Genomic DNA, 19,369 nt, shown 5'->3' on the forward strand with positions numbered 1-19,369 from the left:
GCGCGCCAGCTCCGCGTCATGCGCGCAAGTGCCGGGTGAAACATTTCAGCCGGTGTTTGCGCGCCCTGGCGGCATGCCCTGCGTCAGTCCTCGCTGAACACCAGCTGCCACAGTCGGCGCACCGATTCGCGCGCGAACGCCACTTCCAGCGGCTGGACGCGCGAGGGCAGGTCGTTGAGGCGCTGGCGGTGCTGCAGGTGGCGGAACATGCGGTAGCTGTCGCCGCAGCGGCCCGCGAGGCCGGCCGGGATCAGGTTGAGATCGCCGGCGATGCGCAGCAGGGCGATGTTGCCGAGGTTGCCGGTGAGCTCCGGATATTGATGCGCATGGCCGAGCACGAGGTACTGGACGAGGAACTCGACGTCGATAAGGCCGCCGAGATCGTGCTTGAGATCGAAGAGCTCGCTCTTGCCCGCGTGTGCATCGCGCATCTTGTGGCGCATCTCGAGCACGTCGGCGTGCAGCTTGTCGAGGTCGCGCGGCTGGCGCAGGATCTCGCAGCGGATGCGTTCGAAGGCTTCGCCGAGCACCGGGTCGCCGGCGGCGAAGCGCGCGCGCGTGAGCGCCTGGTGCTCCCACACCCAGGCGGACTCGAGCTGGTACTTGCGGAAGGAGTCGAGCGAGCATACGAGCATGCCGGATTCGCCGTTGGGGCGCAGGCGCAGGTCGGTCTCGAACATGATGCCCGCGGCCGTCTGGCTCGACAGCCAGGTGTTCAGGCGCTGGCCGAGGCGGGCGTAGACCTCGGGTGCTTCGGGCGCGTCGTCGTCGTGCAGGTACACGAGGTCGAGGTCGCTCGCGTAGCCGAGCTCCTTGCCGCCGAGCTTTCCGTAGGCGATCACGGCGAACTTGGGTTCGTCGCGATGGCGGATCTTGATCTTGCGCCAGATCGTCGGGATGCTCAGGTTCAGCATCATGTCGGCGAGCGCCGAGAGGTGGTCGGCGAGTTTTTCGACCGTGAGCATGCCGGCGATGTCCTGCATCAGCAGCCGGAACACGAGCGCGTGGTGCTGTTCGCGCATCATGTCCATCTGCCGCTCCATGTCGGGTTCGGCGGCGTCTACGGCTTCGGCGATCTGCTGGCGCAGCGTTGCCCAGTCGGGGGCCGTCTGGAGTACGCGCGCGTCGAGCAGTTCGTCGAGCAGGATGGGGTGACGGATAAGGAACTGCGCGGCCCAGCGCGACGCGTTCATGAGGTCGGCGACGCGGCGCAGCGCCTGCGGGTATTGCTGCAGTAGCGCGAGATAGGCGCCGCGGCGGCTGATCGATTCGAGGAGGTCGAGGCAGCGCCCGAGCGTCTCGTCGGCGCCGGAGGTGCTGGCGGCGGCTTCGATGACACGCGGGATCAGCGCATCGAGGCGGCTGCGGATGTGGTTGGGCAGTTGCTGGTAGCGGTTGCCGGTGCGGATCGCGGCGAGGCGGCGCGCGGCGGCGGGCGGGTCGCGGTAGCCCAGCTTGGTGAGCGTGGCTTCGGCCTGGCCGGAGTCGCCGGCCGAGGCCCACATGCTGTCGAGCGTATGGCCTTCCTCCGCAGGGTCGCCGAAGACCTGCTCGAAGTGCCGGCTCACCATCGCGCGGTAGCGGTCGAGCACGTCGAGCAGGGCAGCGAAGTCAGGGAAGCCCATCGCGCGTGCGATGCGTGCGCGGTCCTCGTCGTTGCCGGGCAGGTCGTGCGTCTGCGCGTCGTCGAGGTACTGCAGGCGGTGTTCGAGGCGACGCAGGAATTCGTAGGCCTCGCCGAGTTCGGCAACCGCCTCCGGGGCAAGGAAGCCGCGCTCGCCGAGGCGCGCGAGCACCTTGAGCGTCGGGCGGATCTGCAGCTGGGTTTCGCGCCCGCCGCGGATGATCTGGAAGACCTGGGCGATGAACTCGATCTCGCGGATGCCGCCGGGCCCCAGCTTGATGTTGTTGGCGCGGTCGCGGCGCGCGACTTCGCGGCGGATCTGCGCGTGCAGGTCGCGCATCGCGTTGATGGCGCCGAAGTCGAGATACTTGCGATAGACGAAGGGGCGGGCGATCTTCTCCAGTTCCTCGAAGCGTTCGCCGGCGAGCACGCGAGCCTTGATCCACGCGTAGCGCTCCCATTCGCGCCCCTGGGTGATGAAGTAGTTCTCCAGCATGTCGAAGGAGCACACCAGCGGCCCCGAGTCGCCGTTCGGGCGCAGGCGCATGTCGACGCGGAACACCTGGCCGTGCTCGGTGATCTCGGCCAGCGCCTGGATCAGCTGCTTGCCGAGGCGTTCGAAGAACTCGAAGTTGCTGAGGACCTTCGCCCCGCCGGTTTCGCCGTCCTCGGGATAGATGAAGATCAGGTCGATGTCAGAAGAGACGTTGAGTTCGCGTCCGCCGAGCTTGCCCATGCCGACAACGAGCAGCTCCTGCTCCCAGCCGGTCTGCGATACCGGGGCGCCGTAGCGTTGCACCATGGCCTCGCGCAGCACGTCGTGGGCGGCGCGGATCGTGACTTCGGCGAGCACGGTCATCGTTTCGGTGACTTCGGCGAGGTCGGCCATGCCGTTGAGGTCGCGCACGATGAGGTGGCACATGACCCAGGTGCGCAGGTCGCGCAGCGTGCCGCGCAGGCGGGCCTCGTCGAGCCCGGATGCGGCCATGAAGGCCTGCATCGGCGCGGCGTCGAGCGGCCGGTCGTGCGAGGCTGCGAGCCGTTCGGCGAGCCAGGCGCGGCCGTCGAGCATGCGCTGCAGGTAGCGCGACAGCGTGGCGGCGTAACAAATTGCTTCGGAGGGCTGCTTGAGTGATTCGGACATGGGAGGCGAGCTCAGGATCGTTGATAGAATGCGCGGTTCCCCGGACGCTTGAGCTGGTGCCGACGCTCAGGATGCAGACTGGATTGTATCGAACCCGGTCCGCATTCACTTGCACCGCAGCGCCGCCCCCGCCTTATTGCCGATGAACGCTCCCCACGCCCACCTTCCTGACGTCCGTTCCATGGTGTCGACCGCGCGTCGTGGTCGCCTGTGGCGCGTGCTGTCGGTCGTGCTGCTGGTGGCGTGGTTCGTGGCGGGGGCAGGTTATTTGTTCGTGCGCGAGGTTCTGGTGCCGCGTGTGGGCGAGTTTCGCGAGGAAGTGGCCGGTGCGATTTCAGATGCGGCCGGGCTGCCGGTGTCGATCGAGGGCCTGGCCGCCGACCTGTCGGGCCTGCGCCCGCGCCTGCATCTCGCCGGATTCGAACTCAAGGACAGCGCCGGGCGTCCCGCGCTGCGCCTGGAAAGCATCGACGCGACCCTGTCGTGGTCTTCGCTGCTGCGCGCCGAGCCGCACTTCCACCGCATCGAGCTGAACGGTCCCGTGCTCGCCATGCGGCGCGAGGTCGACGGCGCGATCTACATCGCCGGCGTGCGCATCGACCCGGAGGAGACCGCCGACGGGACGCTGGCGGACTGGTTGTTCGCGCAGCGCGAGATCGTCGTGCGCGATGCGAGCCTGGGCTGGACCGACGCGCTGCGCGGCGCCCCCGAGCTGAACCTCGCCGGGGTGCAGTTCCGCCTGCTGCGCAGCGGCCCGCGCTACCAGTTCGCGCTGCAGGCACACGCGCCGGCGGAGCTCGCGCCGATGGTGGAGGTGCGTGGCGACCTGGCGAGCCGCACGCCGGCCGATCCCTTGTCTTGGCTGGGGCAGGTGTATCTCGCGGCGGACGACGCGAGCCTGGGCGGCTGGCGCACCTGGATCGATTACCCGGTGGCGCTGGCAGGTGAGGGCGGGGTGCGCGCATGGGTCGGACTCGGGGACGGGGGCGTCAATGCGCTGGCGGTCGATCTCGCGCTCGACGATGTGCATACGCGCCTCGGCGACGACCTGCCGGTGCTCGAACTTGCGGGCGTGCGCGGGCGCCTTTCGGGGCGGCGCACGCCGGATGGCATCGAGTTCTCGGCGCGCGGGCTGGAGCTCGCGACCGTCGATGGCCTCGCGATCGCGCCCACGGATCTCGACCTGGTGTTGCACGGCACCGGCGACGGCACGCCGGACGGCGGCAAGTTCACCAGCGGGCGCCTCGATTTCCGCGTGCTCAGCAACCTGGCGGCGCACCTGCCGTTCGATCCGGCCGTGCGTCAGCGCCTCGGTGCGTTCGCGCCGCAGGGTACGCTCGACGACCTGCGTCTAGAGTGGCGCGGCGCACCCGAGCGGCTCGAGACGTGGAAGATCCACGCCCGTTTCGACGGCATCGCGCTCAATCCGCAAGGGGCCATTCCCGGCCTCGCGGGCATGTCGGGAGAGCTCGAGGGCGACGAGCGCAGCGGACGCTTCCGCATTGCCGGCCAGAACGCCGCGCTGGAATTGCCGGCGGTGTTCCCCGAGTCGCACGTCGGATTTTCGAGCCTGCGCGCGGACGGACGCTGGACGCAATCTGCCGGGCGGCTCGAGATCGCGCTCGACAGCGCGAACTTCGAAAATCCCGATGCGACCGGCACAGCGTCCGGGCGCTATTGGCCCGCCGCCGAGGGGGCCGGCGAGATCGACCTGAACGCCCGCCTGACACGTGCCGAGAGCGGCGCGGTGTGGCGCTACCTGCCGCACGTCGTGAATGACGAGACGCGGAACTGGTTGCGGCACGGCATCGTCGGCGGGCGAGTGCCGGATGCGCGCCTGCGCCTGAAGGGCAATCTCGATGATTTTCCCTTCCGTGACCGCAAATCGGGCGAGTTCCTCGTGACCACGCGCGTGTTCGGCGCGCGGCTGGACTACGCCGAGGGGTGGCCGTCGATCACCAACATCGACGGCGAGGTGCGCTTCGAGGGGCCGGGCATGCGCATCACAGCCGATCGCGCGCGCATCTTCGGCGTCGCGCTCGCGAACGTCGTCGCCGATGTGCCCGACCTCGACGCACCGGGCGGCGAGATCATGAGCATCCATGGCCGCGCATCCGGGCCGACAGCCGATTTCCTGCGTTTCGTCTCCGAGAGCCCGGTGTCGCGGCGCATCAACGGATTCACCGATGCGATGCGTGCCGAAGGCACGGGCGCGCTCGACCTGAAGCTGGTGCTGCCGCTGCGCGACATCGATGCCAGCTCGGTGAAGGGCGAGTATCGGTTCGCGGCCAATCGCCTTACCGTGGTCGATGGTCTGCCACCCTTGACCGAGGCGGCAGGGGTGGTGCGCTTCACCGAGAACGATCTGGAAATCCCCGAGGCGCGCGCACGCCTGTACGGCGAGCCGATGCAACTTGCGGCGCGCACCGCCAAGGACGGGGGCGTGGTCTTCGACGCCCGCGGCGCGCTCAAGGTGCAGGCGGTGCGCGAGGCGCACGATTGGCCCGGCCTTGATCACCTCTCCGGCGGCACCGAGTGGCAGGCCAACATCGACGTGCGTTCGCAGGGCACGCGCGTGGTGGTCGATTCCGGATTGGCGGGCGTCGCGTCCAGCCTGCCCGAGCCGCTGAACAAGAGCGCCGCCGCTGCGTGGCCGCTGCGCGTGATGCTGGATTTCCCCGCGAATGGCAGATCCGAGAGCCTGAGCGTCGCGCTGGAGGGGCGCGGCGACCTGTTGCTGGAGCGCCGTCGCGAAGGCGACGCGTGGGGCGCGGTGCGCGGCGGGGTCGGCGTGCATGCCGGAATTCCCTCCGGCGAGTCGGGCTTCTCGATCGCGGCGAAACTCGACGAATTCGACGTCGATGCCTGGCGCAAGGTGCTCGATGCGGCCACGGCGGGCGAGCACCAGGACGCGCAGGCGGGACGCTCGATCGCCGTCGCCGGGGTGGACCTGCGGGCGAAGCGCCTCACCGGCTTCGGCCACGAACTCGGCGACGCGCATGTCAGTGCGCGTGCCGACGATGGTGGCTGGAAGGGGCGGATCGAAAGCCGCGAGGCCGAGGGGGATTTCGACTGGCGCGAAGGCGGCGACGGCACCCTGCGCGCACGTCTGAAGCGCCTGGTCCTGGCCGGGAACCATGATGCCGCCACGGAGGCGCCCGATGCGGCCGAGAGCGCCACGGAAACGGAGGAACCGCCGAGCCGCCTGCCTGCCCTCGACATCGTCGTCGACCGCTTCTCGCTGCGCGGCATCGAATTCGGCCGTCTCGAATTGCAGGCGCGCAATCGCGGCGGGATGTGGCACCTCGATTCCGTGTCCCTCGCGAATCCGGACGGCAAACTGGGCGGTTCCGGCCTGTGGCGTCCCGGCACTCGGCCGCAGACGGATCTGGATTTCCGCCTCGAGGCGCGCGACATCGGTCAGCTCGCAAGCCGGCTCGGCTACGGGGAGGTCGTGCGCGGCGGCAAGGCGGTGCTGGCGGGCAAGATCGCCTGGCGCGGCGCCCCGACGCGCATCCACTATCCCTCGCTGACCGGAACGATGATGGTCGAGGCCGAGGACGGGCAGTTCCGCAAGCTCAATCCGGGGATGGGGCGCCTCCTTGGCGTGCTCAGCCTGCAGTCCCTGCCGCGGCGCCTCACGCTCGACTTTCGCGACGTGTTCAGCGAAGGATTCGCCTTCGATAGCATTTCCGGTAGCATCAAGGCGGCTTCGGGGCAGTTGCGCACCGACGACCTGCAGATCCGCGGCCCCTCGGCGCGGGTGCGGATGAGTGGTTCCGTGGACCTCGAGGACGAGACGCAGGACCTGCGCGTGCGGGTGCAGCCGACGCTGGCCGAATCGGTCGCGCTGGGCACGGCCGCCGGACTCATCAACCCGGTCGCGGGCGTGGTCGCGTATGTCGCGCAGAAGGCGTTGAGCGATCCGATCGAGAGGATGTTCGCGTTCAGTTATTCGATTACCGGCAACTGGGCCGACCCGAAAGTCGAGAAACTCTCCGCCGCGAACCCCGGCACGGCGGACCCATCGAAGCAGGAGTGAGCAGCTTGAACCGTTCCGCCCCGTCCGCAGCCCCGGTGCCCCCCGTGCGTATCGCCGCGATCCAGACCGTCTCCGGCCCCGATGTCGGCGACAACCTGCGCGTCGCCGGCGAGCTGATCGCCGAGGCCGCGGCCGCCGGTGCGAAGCTCGTCGCCTTGCCCGAATATTTCCCGCTGATCACTGCCGACGAGACCGTCAAGGTGGCGATCCGCGAAGCCGAGGGCAGCGGCCCGATCCAGGACTTCATGCGCGAAACCGCCGTGCGTCACGGAATATGGCTCGTCGGCGGCACGATCCCGCTGGTGGCCGACGCCGACGCCAAAGTGCGCAATTCCACGCTGGTGTTCGACGACAGTGGCGAACGCGTCGCGCGCTACGACAAGATCCACCTGTTCGGCTTCCAGAAGGGCGCCGAACGCTATGATGAGGCCGCGACGATCGAGGCGGGCAGGGCGGTGGTGACCTTCGACGCCCCATGCGGGCGTGTCGGACTGTCGGTGTGCTACGACCTGCGCTTCCCCGAGCTCTTCCGTGCGATGGGCGCGGTCGACCTCATCATCCTGCCCGCGGCCTTCACCTACACCACCGGCCGCGACCACTGGGAGGTGCTGCTGCGTGCCCGCGCCATCGAGAACCAGTGCTACGTGATGGCGCCGGCCCAGGGCGGGCGCCATCCGAGCGGCCGCGTCACCTGGGGCCACACGCTGATCGCCGACCCGTGGGGCGAAGTCCTCGCATGCCGCGACGAAGGACCGGGTGTGGTGTGGGCGGATCTCGACCCTGCGCGCATCGCCGCCGTGCGCGAGAGCCTGCCGGCGCTGCGCCACCGCTGCCTCGGCACGGCTAACGCCTGACGACGGCACCGACCTTTTTGACCTTATTCGTGTTGTCCGTGTCGAATGGACCGGACCTCCCCAACCTGGACGAACAATGAGCCGAGCACAGAACCCCCTCAAGGTCGCCGACCGTTACCTCCTCAACCCCTATGATCTGGGCGAGGCGGAAGTGGAGAAGGTGTTCCGCAAGCTGATGCGCCATCGCCTCGACTACGCCGACCTGTACTTCCAGTACCACCGTTCGGAGGGCTGGAGCCTCGAGGAAGGCATCGTCAAGTCAGGCAGCTTCAACATCGAGCAGGGCGTCGGCGTGCGCGCGATCAGCGGCGAGAAAACCGCCTTCGCCTACTCTGACGACATCTCGCTGCCCGCCCTCACCGCAGCCGCCGAAGCGACGCGCGCGATCGCCGACGCGGGCGGCCGGCGCAGCGTCGCGATCGCCCCGCATGCCGGCAAGTCGCGCCTGTACCGCGGCGAGGACCCGCTCGCCTCGCTCGACGACACCGCCAAGGTGAAGCTCCTCGAGCGCCTCGAAGGCTTCGCACGCGGCGAGGATCCGCGCGTCGCGCAGGTCATGGCGCACATCTCCGGCTCCTGGGAAGTCGTGCTCGTCGCGCGCAGCGACGGCCACATGGCGGCCGACGTCCGCCCGCTGGTGCGCGTGTCGGTCACCGTGATCATGGAAGACAAGGGCCACCGCGAGCAGGGCAGCGCCGGCGGTGGCGGGCGCTTCGACTACGGCTACTTCGACGACGATCGCCTGCAGGAGTACGCGCGCGCGGCGGTGCATCAGGCGCGCACCAACCTTGCCGCCGGCCCCGCGCCGGCCGGCACGATGAGCGTCGTGCTCGGCCCCGGCTGGCCCGGCATCCTGCTGCACGAGGCGATCGGCCACGGCCTCGAGGGTGATTTCAACCGCAAGGGCAGCTCGGCCTTCTCCGGACGCATGGGCCAGCAGGTGGCGGCGAAGGGCGTCACGGTCGTCGACGACGGCACGCTGCCCGACCGGCGCGGTTCGCTGACGATCGACGACGAGGGCAATCCGACCGAGCGCACCGTGCTGATCGAGGACGGCATCCTCACCGGCTACATGCAGGACACGATGAACGCCCGCCTCATGGGGGTGAAGCCCACCGGCAACGGCCGGCGCGAATCCTTCGCCCACCTGCCGCTGCCGCGCATGACCAACACCTACATGCTGAACGGCGACAAGGCGCCCGAGGAGATCATCAAGTCGGTGAAGAAAGGCCTGTACGCGGTGAACTTCGGTGGCGGCCAGGTCGACATCACCTCCGGCAAGTTCGTGTTCTCGACCGCCGAGGCCTACCTCATCGAAAACGGCAAGGTCACCCGTCCGGTGAAGGGCGCGACACTGATCGGCAACGGCCCGGATGCGCTCACGCGCGTGTCGATGATCGGCAACGACATGGCCCTCGATCCGGGCGTCGGCACCTGCGGCAAGGACGGCCAGAGCGTCCCGGTAGGCGTCGGCCAGCCCACGCTGCGCCTCGACGGGCTGACCGTCGGCGGCACCGCCTGACCGGGCGGGGGGATCCCGGCATTGGCGGCGCGCCGACGGTTCAGCGTTCCGCCAGTTCCAGCGCGTTCTCGACCAGACGCACGCCGCGCACGTTCAGCGCGGTACGCTGGGCGCGGGCGCGCTGTTCCTCATTGACGACGACGCCGGCCAGCGTCACGCGTCCCGCGTGCGCCGACACCGCGATGTGCGCGGCACGCAGCTCGGGGTCGGCGCCGATCGCCGACTTGATCTCGCGCTGGAGGTTGTGATCGTGTTCGTCGCGCGCCACGGCGGCCGTGGCCTGAGCCACTGCCACGAGGCTGTCTGCCTGTGCCGGCGCGCCGACACAGAATGCGATGGCGCTGGTGGTGAGAAAGGAAGCGATGTTCTTGCGGGTGATCACGTTGGCGCTCCTTCTGCGAAGAGTCATGGAGTTGCGTTCCCGGCTGGGGACGCGCTTCGCTCTTCTTACAGCAGGTGACGTGCCAGCTTCCGTCAAGGCCAAGTGCAGACGCGGACTGGGGGCACTTGCCGGCGCATTTCCCCGCCCACGCGGAGTCCGGAATTCCAATCGCCGCCGAAATGTGTCGTTATTCCCCGACGGCAATCGGCGGCATTGCGCAAGTTACTGATTTAGTTGAATTCATGCTGTCGCTCGCGGGCGACATCGGCGCTGTCGCCACGGAACAGGCTGGGCGTCAGCGAGTGTCGCTGCAGCAGGCGGTAGAACTCGGTGCGGTTACGGTCCGCGAGGCGGGCCGCGTCGGACACGTTGCCATCGGTGAGCTTCAGCAGCTGGATCAGGTAGTTGCGCTCGAAGCGCATTTTCGCTTCGGCGTAGCTCAACGCCTCGAGGCTTGGCCCGCGCAGCGCGCGCTCGACCAGCGCAAGCGGGATCAGCGGCGTCGTCGCGAGCGCGCTGGCCTGTTCCACGACGTTCTGCAGCTGGCGGATGTTGCCCGGCCACGCCGCGGTGGTGAGCGCCTCGAGCGCCTCCGGTGCGAAGCCGCGCAGCCGCTTCTGGTACTTGCGTGCGAGACCGCGCAGGAAGTGGTTCGCCAGCAGCGGGATGTCCTCGCGCCGTTCGTCCAGCGTCGGCAGGTTCAGGCAGACGACGTTCAGGCGATAAAACAGATCCTCGCGGAACGTACCGGCGATCAGCGCCGCTTCGAGGTCGCGGTGGGTCGCCGACAGGATGCGCACGTCGATCTCCTGCGCGCGGCTCGCACCGACCGGACGCACCGCGCGCTCCTGCAGTACCCGCAGCAGCTTCACCTGCAGCGCGAGCGGCATGTCGCCGATCTCGTCGAGGAACACCGTGCCGCCATCCGCGGCCTGGAACAGGCCCGTGTGCGCGCTTGCGGCGCCGGTGAAGGCGCCCTTCACGTGGCCGAAGAGTTCCGATTCGAGCAGCTGTTCGGGAATCGCGCCGCAGTTGATCGCGATGAAGGGACGGGCCGCGCGCGGGCTGGCATCGTGGATCGCGCGCGCCAGCAGCTCCTTGCCGGTGCCGCTGTCGCCACGGATCAGCACGCTCGCATCCGAAGCGGCGACAAGCTGGGCCTCGTCCAGCACCGTCGCCATGCGGCTGCTGTGGCTGATGATCGCGTCGCGCCAGCCGGTGGACGCCGTGCCCTCCTCGCAGGCGTGGGGCGTACCCGCGATCTGCAGCGCCTGCGCGATCTTGCCGAGCAGGGCCTTGCTGTCGAACGGCTTGGTCAGATAACCGAACACGCCGCGCGAGGTTGCCTCCACTGCATCCGGGATCGTGCCGTGCGCGGTCAGCAGGATCACCGGCAGCGCCGGCCAGGTCTGGCGGATCTCCTCGAACAGCAGCAATCCGTCGCGGTCCGGCAGGCGCACGTCGCTCAGCACCAGACCGAAACGTTCCACGGCCAGGCAGGCCAGTGCGGCCTCGGCGCTCTCGGCCGTACTGACACGATAGCCGCTCGCGCGCAGTCGCATCGACAGCAGCCGCAGCAGGTCGGCATCGTCGTCGACAACCAGCAGGTGGGCGCCGTCCTGCGCCGTCTTCGCTGCGCCTGTCGTGGAAGGGCTCGTCCTCATTTTTCGCTTCTCCTTTCCCGCGATGACGGCAGCGGCGGCGTCGGCGTCGACGGGCGCGCCGGCAGCGTGCGTTCGATTTCGGTCAATGCGTCGAGCTTCTCCTGAAGCTGGTCGCTCTGTTTCTGGGCATCCTTGAGCTGCTGTCCGGTTCGCTCGAGCTGCTGCGTAAGGCGGTCCGCGGTGTTTTCCAGGCGCACGCGTTCCTGCAGCTGCTCGGCCAGCAGGCGGGCGAGCGGTTGCAGCGCCACGGCATCCGGCTTCTCCGATCCGTTGATCGCCTCCAGCAAGGACTGCGCGCGCTGCAGGTTGTTGTTCCCCTGCGGATGGCTCAGCAGCATGACCTGCTTCATCTGCACGAGCGGAGCGTTGCCGGCGCCGGACAGCGCCGAACGTTCGCGCGCGAGCTCGGCGGTGTTCATGCCGCGAATCGTCTCGTGGTAGGCGAGAGCGTTCCGCACCGGCGTATTGGTGTTGCCGAGCAGGGGCGGCATCGGCGGTAGGGCGGGCAGCTCGGCCGTCGCGCTGCGCACGGTCGTGCAGCCGGGTAGGACGGTCGCCAACATCAGCACAAGTCCGGCAAGCGCCCTGCGGTCGCAGCGCGACGCGACGCTGCTGACCGGCGGGCGGTCGTGGGTGAAGTCAACGCTCATTCGGAAGTTCGATCCTGAAATAGGCACCTCTTGCCGACGGCTGCAGTCCGACGCGTCCGCCGTGGGCGACGACGAACTCGCGCACGATAGACAACCCGAGTCCGCTGCCGTGGCGTGGCTCCTCCGGCTGCCGGGTGCCTTGGAAGAAGGGGTCGAAGATGCGTTCGGCCTCCTCCGCTGCGGCGCCGGGCCCCTGGTCGAGGCAGTCGACGCGCACCCAGCCCGGATGCGTGCTCAGCGTCACGCGGATCTCGCCGTCGCGCGGACTGAAGGACACCGCGTTCGCGAGCAGGTTAGCCAGCACGATGCGCAGCTTGTCGGGGTCGGCGCTGAACGGCGGCGGATCGCCGTGCAGCACGACCTTCAGGTTGCGGGTCTGGATCGGCAACTGCTGTTCGGCGATGACCGATTCCGCCAGCGCCCTCAGCATCACCGGGCGCCGGCGCAGGTTGCGCGCGTGGAACACCGCGGCGTTGTAACCCAGCAGATCCTCGATGCGCTCCTGCAGCGCATGCGTGTTGTGTTGCAGGATCGCAACCACCTCGCGCTGTTCGCCGCTCAACTCGCCGACCACGCCGTCTTCCAGCAGCGCAATCCCTTCGCGCACCGAGGCGAGCGGCGTCTTCAGTTCATGCGAGACATGACGCAGCACGCGGTTGCGGTTCGCCTCGAAATCCGCCAGCCGCAGGCGCAACCAATCCAGGCGGCGACCGACGCGGCGCAGGTCGGCCGGGCCGGGAATCGCCACTTGTTCGTCGAAGCGGCTCTCGCCCAGCGCCTCGATCGCGGCCTCGAGGCGGTTGATCGGGCGCAGCAGCCACCAGCCCGTGAGCGCAGCAAAGGTGCAGGCGGCGATGATCGCCGCAAGCACATGCCAGGCCAGTCTGTCGCGGTTCGCGTCGAGCTGTTCGAGCAGCGTCCGGCTCTGCTGGCCGAGCTGCGCCTGCACCTCGCCGGCGAGCTGCTCGTTCAGCGGCGGCACCCGGCTCAGTGCGTCCGTGGCCGCTTCAGCAGTGCCGCCCTCGGCGAGCGCCGTCCTGGCGGAATCGGCCGCGGCGCGCCACTCGTCGACCAGCGCACTCACGCTCGGCGCGCGCAGCGCGGCAATGGTCTGCAGGGCCACCAGCGACTCGTCCCGCGCCTGCTCGAAGCGCTCGCGCAGCAACGGATCCTTGAGTACGAGGAACTGGCGCGCGCTGCGCTCCATGTCGACGCTGCGCTCGCCCAGCTGCTGCACTGCGCTTGAATACTTCAGCGCATCGCCGACACTCTCGCGGTGCCGCGTCGCGAACTCCTCCAGCGTGATCAGCCCCCCCAGCGCGGTAGCGCCCAGGATCGCTGCAACGAGCAGGAAGCTGGCAAGCAGCGAATGACTGAAGGACAGGCGCGACATGGCTGGATGATCTTCGGAAACCAGCACGAGAGTGTAGGTGCCGAGCGGACGCCAGCGTCGTAAGCAAGTGCAAGGCAGTGTTTCTGAACGTTTTCCGTGTCGCCTCGCAGCGACGCATCAAACATCAATCAAAACAGCATGATGAGTATTTAGGGTGTTCCAACTGTCGCCATGCGGCGACAGAATTTGCCCCTGTTTCGCCGTCTTTTTGCTCGTCAAAAAATAAATTCATAAAATTCATGAGCTTGGATTCATGGCATGACCCATGCTACGGCGCTCAACGGGGGCGATGAATCGTCGGCCCGGAAACGTTTATGGATTCAAGGAGAGACCATGTTCAACAAACCCGCCCTGTTCCCCAAGGTTCCAGATACCCCGGCTTCGCGCAACAACGGCACACTGCGGTCTCCGTCGGGCAGTCTGACCACGGGGTCGGCGTCCTCCGGCGCAAGCCTGTCGCGCAGTTCGACCGAACTGCCGGCCTCGTCCAGCGACTCCTCTCCGGCCGCTGACGACAAGGCGCTTGCGTCCGCGAGCGTCGCACCCGCCACGATCGAAGACACCTCCTCCCAGGACACTGGCAGCCGCCTGATCGTCGGACCGGACGTCAAGCTGAAGGGCGCAGAGATCCTCGACTGCGACACCCTGGTCGTCGAAGGTCGTGTCGAGGCGACGATGGACAGCCGCGTGATCCGCATCGCCGAGAACGGCTCGTTCGCCGGCACCGTCGGCATCGACGTCGCGGAAGTGCGCGGCCGTTTCGAAGGCGAACTGACCGCCCGCAGCCAGCTGATTATCCACTCGACCGGCCGGGTCAGCGGCAAGATCCGCTACGGCAAGATCCTGATCGAGGAGGGCGGCGAAATTTCGGGTGACGTCCAGTCGCTGGCCAATGCCAAGGACGCCAAGGATGCGGGGCGCGAGACCGTGCGCGCGGTCGGGCGCGACGAGCCCAACGTGAAGGTCGCCGTCGGCGCCTGAGCGATTCTTCTGCGGTCCGGGAACCGGCAGCCGACCTCCAACGAGGCCGGCTGCCGGTCGTTCGTCAACTCTCGCCGTCTTCGTCGTCGAAGCCGACCGTGAAGCGCGACAGCATCGACTTCAGCGCCGCCTCGTTCTCCGGGCGGTCCAGTTCGAACAGGCGGAAACCCGTGCTGCAGAACTCCGGGTTGGTGTCGTATCCCGACCACATCGCCTTGGCCGGCAACACCACGCTGCGGCCTTTGCCGTGATCGTCGGGCAGGTCGACGCGCAGGCGGTAAAGTTGGCCTGTCAGCAGCTTGCTGGGGCCGTACACGAGCAGGCCGCCCTTGCTGATGTCGCCGATGCGTCCGATGAATTTGCCCGTTTCCGCGTCGTACACGCGAAACGAAATCGAGATCGATCGGCGGCGAAACAGTCGGTGTTCCATGTCGGTTTCCGAGTCTGAAGATTGGGCGGCTCAGTTCGCCTGGCCGCGTGCCTCCGTCACGGCGAGCGTCAGCGGCTGATAGCTCCAGTGACGCTCCCATGCCGCGCGTACCATGTTCGGATATTCGGGGCGGCCGAGGCTGCCGTTGTAGCGTCCGAGAGCCCGGAACAGGTCGCCTTTCTCCACGTCGAGGTAGTGGCGCAGGATCGTGCAGCCGTAACGCAGGTTCGTACGCAGGTGAAAAAGGTTGTCTTCGGCCCCGCCTATCGTCCTGATCCAGAACGGCATCACCTGCATGTAGCCGCGTGCGCCGGCGCTCGACACCGCGTACTTGCGGAAACCGCTCTCGACCTGGATCAGGCCGAGGACGAGCTGCGGGTCGAGCCCCGCTCGGGTCGCCTCGTAATGCACCGAAGTCAGCAGATCCTCGCGATAGCTGCGGTCCGGGATGCGCTTCTCCAGGCGGCGCGACATCTCCCCCAGCCAGCGCGCGCGCTCGCCCGCATCGGCGATCAGCAGCTCCGGCGCCCCCGCATCGCTCACCGCCGCATGCAGCGCGGCCCGTACGCTCGCCGCCATCGGCTCGTAGACCTGGTTGCCGGCCGACGCGCCGCCGCTGACGGCCAGAGCGGCTGTCAGCGCGGCGCGCAGCAGCGTGCGGAGCGTGCGTGTCATGCGTCCGTTATAGCCGAAAGTCATTGGCCCCGCAGCTTCGCCGCGACGAAACCGGCAAGATCGCCGATCGCCACCTTGGTCGCCTCCGCCTCGCGCCGGCCCTGGTATTCGGCCATGCCTTCCTTCAGCCCGCGCTCGCCGATCACCACGCGATGCGGCACGCCGATCAGCTCCCAGTCGGCGAACATCACGCCCGGGCGCTCGTCGCGGTCGTCGAGGATCGCATCCACGCCCGCGCCAAGCAGCCCTTCGTAGAGCTTCAATGCCTCGGCACGCACCGCTTCCGACTTGCCCCAGCCCACCGGGCACACCACGATGCGGAAGGGCGCGAGCGCGTCCGGCCAGATGATGCCGCGCGCGTCGTTGTTCTGCTCGATCGCCGCCCCCAGGATGCGCGTCACGCCGATGCCGTAGCAGCCCATCTCGAAATGCTTGGGCTTGCCGTCCTCGTCGAGGAAGGTCGCGTTCATCGCCTTCGAATACTTCGTGCCGAGGTAGAACACGTGGCCCACCTCGATGCCGCGCTGGATCGCGAGGCGCCCCTTGCCGTCCGGGCTCGGGTCGCCCTCGACCACATTGCGCAGGTCGGCGACGAGGTCGGGTTCGGGCAGATCGCGGCCCCAGTTCGCACCGGTGTAGTGGTAGTCCTCATCGTTGGCGCCACAGATGAAGTCCGACATGTTCGCCACCGTGCGGTCGGCGACCACCTTCACCGGCTTCTTCATGCCGATCGGCCCGAGGTAGCCAGGCTTGCAGCCGAAGTGCTCGTGGATCTCGGCCTCGGTCGCGAAGCGGAAGCCTGCCTTGAGGCCCTCGAGCTTGCTCGCCTTGACCTCATTCAGCGCGTGGTCGCCGCGCACCAGCAGCAGCCACACCGTCACGCCGGCCGGCCGGCCCTTGTCGTCGACGTCGTCGGTCGCGAGCACCAGCGACTTCAACGTCGTCGCGAGCGGCACCTCGAGCAGCTTCGCGACGTCGGCGCAGGTCGCCTTGCCCGGGGTCGGCGTCTTCTCCAGCCCGTGCGTCGGTGTGGCGCGCGACGCCAGCAGCGGCAGCGCCTCGGCCAGTTCGATGTTCGCCGCGTAGTCCGAATCCGGGCAATAGACGATCGCGTCCTCGCCGGTGTCGGCGATCACCTGGAACTCGTGCGAGCGGTCGCCGCCGATTGCGCCGGTGTCGGCCGCCACGGCACGGTAGGTGAGGCCCAGGCGGTCGAAGATGCGGCAGTACGCCGCGTACATCGCGTCGTAGCTGCGGCCCGCGGCGTCCATGCTGCGGTCGAAGGAGTAGGCGTCCTTCATCGTGAATTCGCGCCCGCGCATCACGCCGAAACGGGGACGGCGCTCGTCGCGGAACTTGGTCTGGATCTGGTAGAAATTCTTCGGCAGCTGGCGGTAGCTCTTCAGCTCCTGGCGCGCGATGTCGGTCACCACCTCCTCGGAGGTCGGCTGCAGCGCGAAGTCGCGCTCGTGGCGGTCCTTGAAGCGCAGCATCTCCTCGCCCATCTTCTCCCAGCGGCCGGTCTCGGCCCACAGCTCGGACGGCTGCACCATCGGCATTGACAGTTCGAGGGCGCCGGCGCGGTTCATCTCCTCGCGCACGATCTCCTCGACCTTGCGGATCACGCGCAGGCCGATCGGCAGGTAGCTGTAGATGCCGGCGGCAACCTTGCGGATGAAGCCCGCACGCAGCATCAGCTTCTGGCTGACGACCTCGGCATCGGCGGGGGCTTCCTTGAGGGTGGAGATGAAATACTGGCTGGCACGCATTCTTGAGTCCGCGGTTGTCGGTTGGGCAAACCACCAATTTTAGCCGGTCGCGTGCGCGTCGGGTATGCGCCGTGCTGCACATTCGGGGCTGGCGCAATTTCCGGCCCGCGCGTGGCAAAAAGCGCTTCGGAAACGGGAACATGCCACGGGTCGCGCCTTTCCAATGCAGGGTAAGTGTGAAAAAATCGCTACAACTCTCATGAATTGAAGGTTTGATCATGCTCGACCGTGAAGGCTATCGCCCGAACGTCGGCATCGTTCTGGTCAACGCGCGCAACGAGGTGTTCTGGGGCAAACGGATTCGCGAACATTCCTGGCAGTTCCCGCAGGGCGGCATCAAGCACGGGGAATCCCCCGAGCAGGCGATGTTCAGGGAACTCTTCGAAGAAGTGGGTCTGCGCCCCGAGCATGTGAAGATTCTTGGCCGCACGCGCGGCTGGTTGAGGTATGACGTTCCGAAACACTGGATAAAGAGGGAATGGCGCAACACCTACCGCGGGCAGAAACAGATCTGGTTTCTCCTGCGGCTGGTCGGCCGTGATTCCGACGTCTGCCTGCGAGCCAGCAACCATCCGGAGTTCGATGCCTGGCGCTGGAGCGAGTATTGGGTGCCGCTGGAAGCTGTCATAGAGTTCAAGCGGCAGGTGTATCAGCAGGCACTGCTGGAGTTGGCGAAAAACCTGTTCCGGGTTCGTCCCGGAGACCTGCCTGAAGCCTACCGGGCCGCCGCGGAAGCGCGCGAGTCCTGAGCACGGCATCGACGCCGCCGCGACGCAACCGGATCTTCCGGACGCATCGCGGCGGCGTTTTTTCTGTTTCTGCCCGCCTGCTGCTGAACCGTTGAACGGGCGGCCGGTCAAATCTCCTATGCCGGTTTCCGTCCGGCTGCGGCGCGCGCGTCGACAGCGCCGTTCGCGGGGCGCGCGTGCAGTGTCTCGATGCGATGTCCGCAAGGCCAGCATGCGCCCCTCCACGCCATCGTCTGCAATGGGAGGTGCTCATGAACCGGGAATTCGAACCGCTTCCGCAAGCGCGGCTGGCAGGTTTGCACTGCGAAGTCGCCAGAACGGATGCAAGCCGCAGGGTATCCGCGTCCTCTCCCGCGGTCGAGGTCATGACCGACTTCACTCGAGTGCCTGCCGCGACCATTTCCGGCGAAACGCCGCTCGACGACGCCAACCGCGCGATGCTCCTGCGCGGTGTCCGGCTCCTCCTCGTGAGCGATGCACGCCACCTCGTGCGCGGCGTCATCACCGTCGCCGACCTGCTCGGTGAACGCCCCGTGCATACCGCGCGCGACCGCGGCGTGACGCTCGGCGAACTGACTGTCGACAGCGTCATGACGCCGCTCGAGAAGACCGAGGCCGTCGAACTCGGCGAGATCATGCGTGCCGACGTGGGCCACATCGTCGCCACGCTGCGGCGTTCCGGCCGTCAGCATCTGTTGGTGCTGGAGCGCGAAGAGGGTGGTCGCGGGCTCATCCGCGGCATCTTCTCCGCGTCGCAGATCGCACGCCAGCTCGGCGAGCCGCAGCCGATGATCACCGAGATCGCGCGCACCTTCGCCGAGATCGAAGCCGCGATCGCGGCCTGACGTGGCGGAATCCCCCCATAGCCGGGCACCATCGAAAACATAGTTCCATTCAATTTTCCCTGGGCGCCCGCGCCTTCTAGGCTTCAAGCATCCCCGGTGGCAGACCGGGGCGGATCTTCGACACATCGAACGAGGAGACGACCATGGAACTCAAGGGATCCAGGACAGAAACGAACCTGAAGGCCGCATTCGCGGGCGAATCGCAGGCCAACCGCCGTTACCTGTACTTCGCGGCGAAGGCAGACGTGGAAGGCCAGAACGACGTCGCCGCGGTGTTCCGCTCCACGGCGGAAGGTGAAACCGGCCACGCTCACGGCCATCTCGAATATCTCGAAGCTTGTGGCGACCCGGCCACCGGACTGCCGATCGGCGCCACGCGCGCCAATCTCGGCGCCGCCATCGCCGGAGAAACCCACGAGTACACGGACATGTACCCGGGTATGTCGAAAGTCGCGCGCGAGGAAGGCTTCGAAGAGATCGCCGACTGGTTCGAGACGCTCGCCAAAGCGGAACGCTCGCACGCCAACCGCTTCCAGAAGGCGCTGGGCGTATTGCAGGACTGAGTCCGGAGGCGCATCCGCATCCGGCCACGGGCGGCCGCGCAGGCCGCCCTGACCCCTTATTGCACTCCGTGCGGCCGGCAGG

Annotated in this window: 15 protein-coding genes; 7 read left to right on the forward strand and 8 right to left on the reverse strand. The window is 67.8% G+C overall.

The annotated features are described in order from the left end of the window. Positions 1-83: 83 nt before the first annotated feature. Positions 84-2,768, reverse strand: a complete 2,685-nt coding sequence (gene glnE, locus GPA27_RS12115; protein WP_169140758.1) for a bifunctional [glutamate--ammonia ligase]-adenylyl-L-tyrosine phosphorylase/[glutamate--ammonia-ligase] adenylyltransferase — start codon at positions 2,766-2,768, stop codon at positions 84-86. A 142-nt stretch (positions 2,769-2,910) separates the two neighbouring features. Between glnE and GPA27_RS12120 the strand changes: the two genes are divergently transcribed. The 3 genes from GPA27_RS12120 (at position 2,911) to tldD (ending at position 9,186) form a co-directional block, all read left to right on the forward strand. Beyond that, on the forward strand, positions 2,911-6,810 hold the full coding sequence (locus tag GPA27_RS12120; protein ID WP_246261052.1) for a YhdP family protein: 3,900 nt from the start codon (positions 2,911-2,913) through the stop codon (positions 6,808-6,810). A 5-nt stretch (positions 6,811-6,815) separates the two neighbouring features. After that, entirely contained in the window at positions 6,816-7,664 is an 849-nt protein-coding gene (locus GPA27_RS12125) for a carbon-nitrogen hydrolase family protein (RefSeq protein ID WP_211164961.1), read from the forward strand. A 76-nt stretch (positions 7,665-7,740) separates the two neighbouring features. Then, on the forward strand, positions 7,741-9,186 hold the full coding sequence (gene tldD, locus GPA27_RS12130) for a metalloprotease TldD (protein WP_169140760.1): 1,446 nt from the start codon (positions 7,741-7,743) through the stop codon (positions 9,184-9,186). A 40-nt stretch (positions 9,187-9,226) separates the two neighbouring features. On the opposite strand, the gene GPA27_RS12135 is transcribed toward tldD, so the two are convergent. The 4 genes from GPA27_RS12135 to GPA27_RS12150 all read right to left on the reverse strand — a co-directional run bounded on the left by GPA27_RS12135 (position 9,227) and on the right by GPA27_RS12150 (position 13,275). Further along, positions 9,227-9,568, reverse strand: coding sequence for a BON domain-containing protein (locus tag GPA27_RS12135; protein ID WP_169140761.1), 342 nt, complete (start codon positions 9,566-9,568; stop codon positions 9,227-9,229). A 230-nt stretch (positions 9,569-9,798) separates the two neighbouring features. Further along, the gene (locus GPA27_RS12140) at positions 9,799-11,232 is read right to left on the reverse strand and encodes a sigma 54-interacting transcriptional regulator (protein ID WP_169140763.1); all 1,434 of its coding nucleotides are present in this window, start codon (positions 11,230-11,232) and stop codon (positions 9,799-9,801) included. After that, positions 11,229-11,882, reverse strand: a complete 654-nt coding sequence (locus GPA27_RS12145) for a permease (RefSeq protein WP_169140765.1) — start codon at positions 11,880-11,882, stop codon at positions 11,229-11,231. Before GPA27_RS12145 ends, GPA27_RS12140 begins: the two co-directional genes overlap by 4 nt. Further along, positions 11,872-13,275: a sensor histidine kinase gene (locus GPA27_RS12150; protein WP_169140767.1), complete on the reverse strand. Its 1,404-nt coding sequence runs from the start codon at positions 13,273-13,275 to the stop codon at positions 11,872-11,874. The genes GPA27_RS12145 and GPA27_RS12150 overlap by 11 nt, the downstream gene beginning before the upstream one ends. A 333-nt stretch (positions 13,276-13,608) precedes the next feature. Here GPA27_RS12150 and GPA27_RS12155 point away from each other — a divergent pair, with 333 nt between their 5' ends. Beyond that, the gene (locus GPA27_RS12155) at positions 13,609-14,256 is read left to right on the forward strand and encodes a bactofilin family protein (protein WP_169140769.1); all 648 of its coding nucleotides are present in this window, start codon (positions 13,609-13,611) and stop codon (positions 14,254-14,256) included. Between the two features lie 64 nt (positions 14,257-14,320). Here the strand turns inward: GPA27_RS12155 and GPA27_RS12160 are convergent, their stop codons facing one another. The 3 genes from GPA27_RS12160 to GPA27_RS12170 are packed head-to-tail and all read right to left on the reverse strand — an operon-like array spanning position 14,321 to position 17,130. After that, positions 14,321-14,686 (reverse strand): PilZ domain-containing protein, encoded by a 366-nt coding sequence (locus GPA27_RS12160; protein ID WP_169140771.1) that lies wholly within the window; start codon positions 14,684-14,686, stop codon positions 14,321-14,323. A 30-nt stretch (positions 14,687-14,716) separates the two neighbouring features. Further along, entirely contained in the window at positions 14,717-15,361 is a 645-nt protein-coding gene (locus GPA27_RS12165; RefSeq protein ID WP_169140773.1) for a lytic transglycosylase domain-containing protein, read from the reverse strand. A 20-nt stretch (positions 15,362-15,381) separates the two neighbouring features. Continuing rightward, a complete protein-coding gene (locus GPA27_RS12170) occupies positions 15,382-17,130 on the reverse strand; it encodes a proline--tRNA ligase (protein ID WP_169140775.1) in 1,749 nt (582 codons plus the stop codon). 218 nt (positions 17,131-17,348) lie between these two features. On the opposite strand from GPA27_RS12170, the gene GPA27_RS12175 reads away from it, so the two are divergent. The 3 genes from GPA27_RS12175 to GPA27_RS12185 all read left to right on the forward strand — a co-directional run bounded on the left by GPA27_RS12175 (position 17,349) and on the right by GPA27_RS12185 (position 19,287). Further along, the gene (locus tag GPA27_RS12175; RefSeq protein WP_169140777.1) at positions 17,349-17,879 is read left to right on the forward strand and encodes an RNA pyrophosphohydrolase; all 531 of its coding nucleotides are present in this window, start codon (positions 17,349-17,351) and stop codon (positions 17,877-17,879) included. Between the two features lie 251 nt (positions 17,880-18,130). Further along, positions 18,131-18,724 (forward strand): CBS domain-containing protein, encoded by a 594-nt coding sequence (locus GPA27_RS12180; protein ID WP_169140779.1) that lies wholly within the window; start codon positions 18,131-18,133, stop codon positions 18,722-18,724. 143 nt (positions 18,725-18,867) lie between these two features. Further along, complete coding sequence (locus tag GPA27_RS12185) at positions 18,868-19,287, forward strand: rubrerythrin family protein (protein ID WP_169140781.1); 420 nt, start codon at positions 18,868-18,870, stop codon at positions 19,285-19,287. Positions 19,288-19,369: the final 82 nt, after the last annotated feature.

The sequence above is a fragment of the Aromatoleum toluolicum genome, assembly GCF_012911005.2.
GTDB classification, from domain to species: domain Bacteria; phylum Pseudomonadota; class Gammaproteobacteria; order Burkholderiales; family Rhodocyclaceae; genus Aromatoleum; species Aromatoleum toluolicum.

Coding starts and splice junctions, on each gene's coding strand:
- GPA27_RS12120 (WP_246261052.1), top strand. CDS start 2,911: ATGAACGCTCCCCACGCCCACCTTCCTGACGTCCGTTCCATGGTGTCG.
- tldD (WP_169140760.1), top strand. CDS start 7,741: ATGAGCCGAGCACAGAACCCCCTCAAGGTCGCCGACCGTTACCTCCTC.
- GPA27_RS12140 (WP_169140763.1), bottom strand. CDS start 11,232: ATGAGGACGAGCCCTTCCACGACAGGCGCAGCGAAGACGGCGCAGGAC.
- GPA27_RS12175 (WP_169140777.1), top strand. CDS start 17,349: ATGCTCGACCGTGAAGGCTATCGCCCGAACGTCGGCATCGTTCTGGTC.
- GPA27_RS12170 (WP_169140775.1), bottom strand. CDS start 17,130: ATGCGTGCCAGCCAGTATTTCATCTCCACCCTCAAGGAAGCCCCCGCC.
- glnE (WP_169140758.1), bottom strand. CDS start 2,768: ATGTCCGAATCACTCAAGCAGCCCTCCGAAGCAATTTGTTACGCCGCC.
- GPA27_RS12160 (WP_169140771.1), bottom strand. CDS start 14,686: ATGGAACACCGACTGTTTCGCCGCCGATCGATCTCGATTTCGTTTCGC.
- GPA27_RS12145 (WP_169140765.1), bottom strand. CDS start 11,882: ATGAGCGTTGACTTCACCCACGACCGCCCGCCGGTCAGCAGCGTCGCG.
- GPA27_RS12150 (WP_169140767.1), bottom strand. CDS start 13,275: ATGTCGCGCCTGTCCTTCAGTCATTCGCTGCTTGCCAGCTTCCTGCTC.
- GPA27_RS12185 (WP_169140781.1), top strand. CDS start 18,868: ATGGAACTCAAGGGATCCAGGACAGAAACGAACCTGAAGGCCGCATTC.
- GPA27_RS12165 (WP_169140773.1), bottom strand. CDS start 15,361: ATGACACGCACGCTCCGCACGCTGCTGCGCGCCGCGCTGACAGCCGCT.
- GPA27_RS12155 (WP_169140769.1), top strand. CDS start 13,609: ATGTTCAACAAACCCGCCCTGTTCCCCAAGGTTCCAGATACCCCGGCT.
- GPA27_RS12180 (WP_169140779.1), top strand. CDS start 18,131: ATGAACCGGGAATTCGAACCGCTTCCGCAAGCGCGGCTGGCAGGTTTG.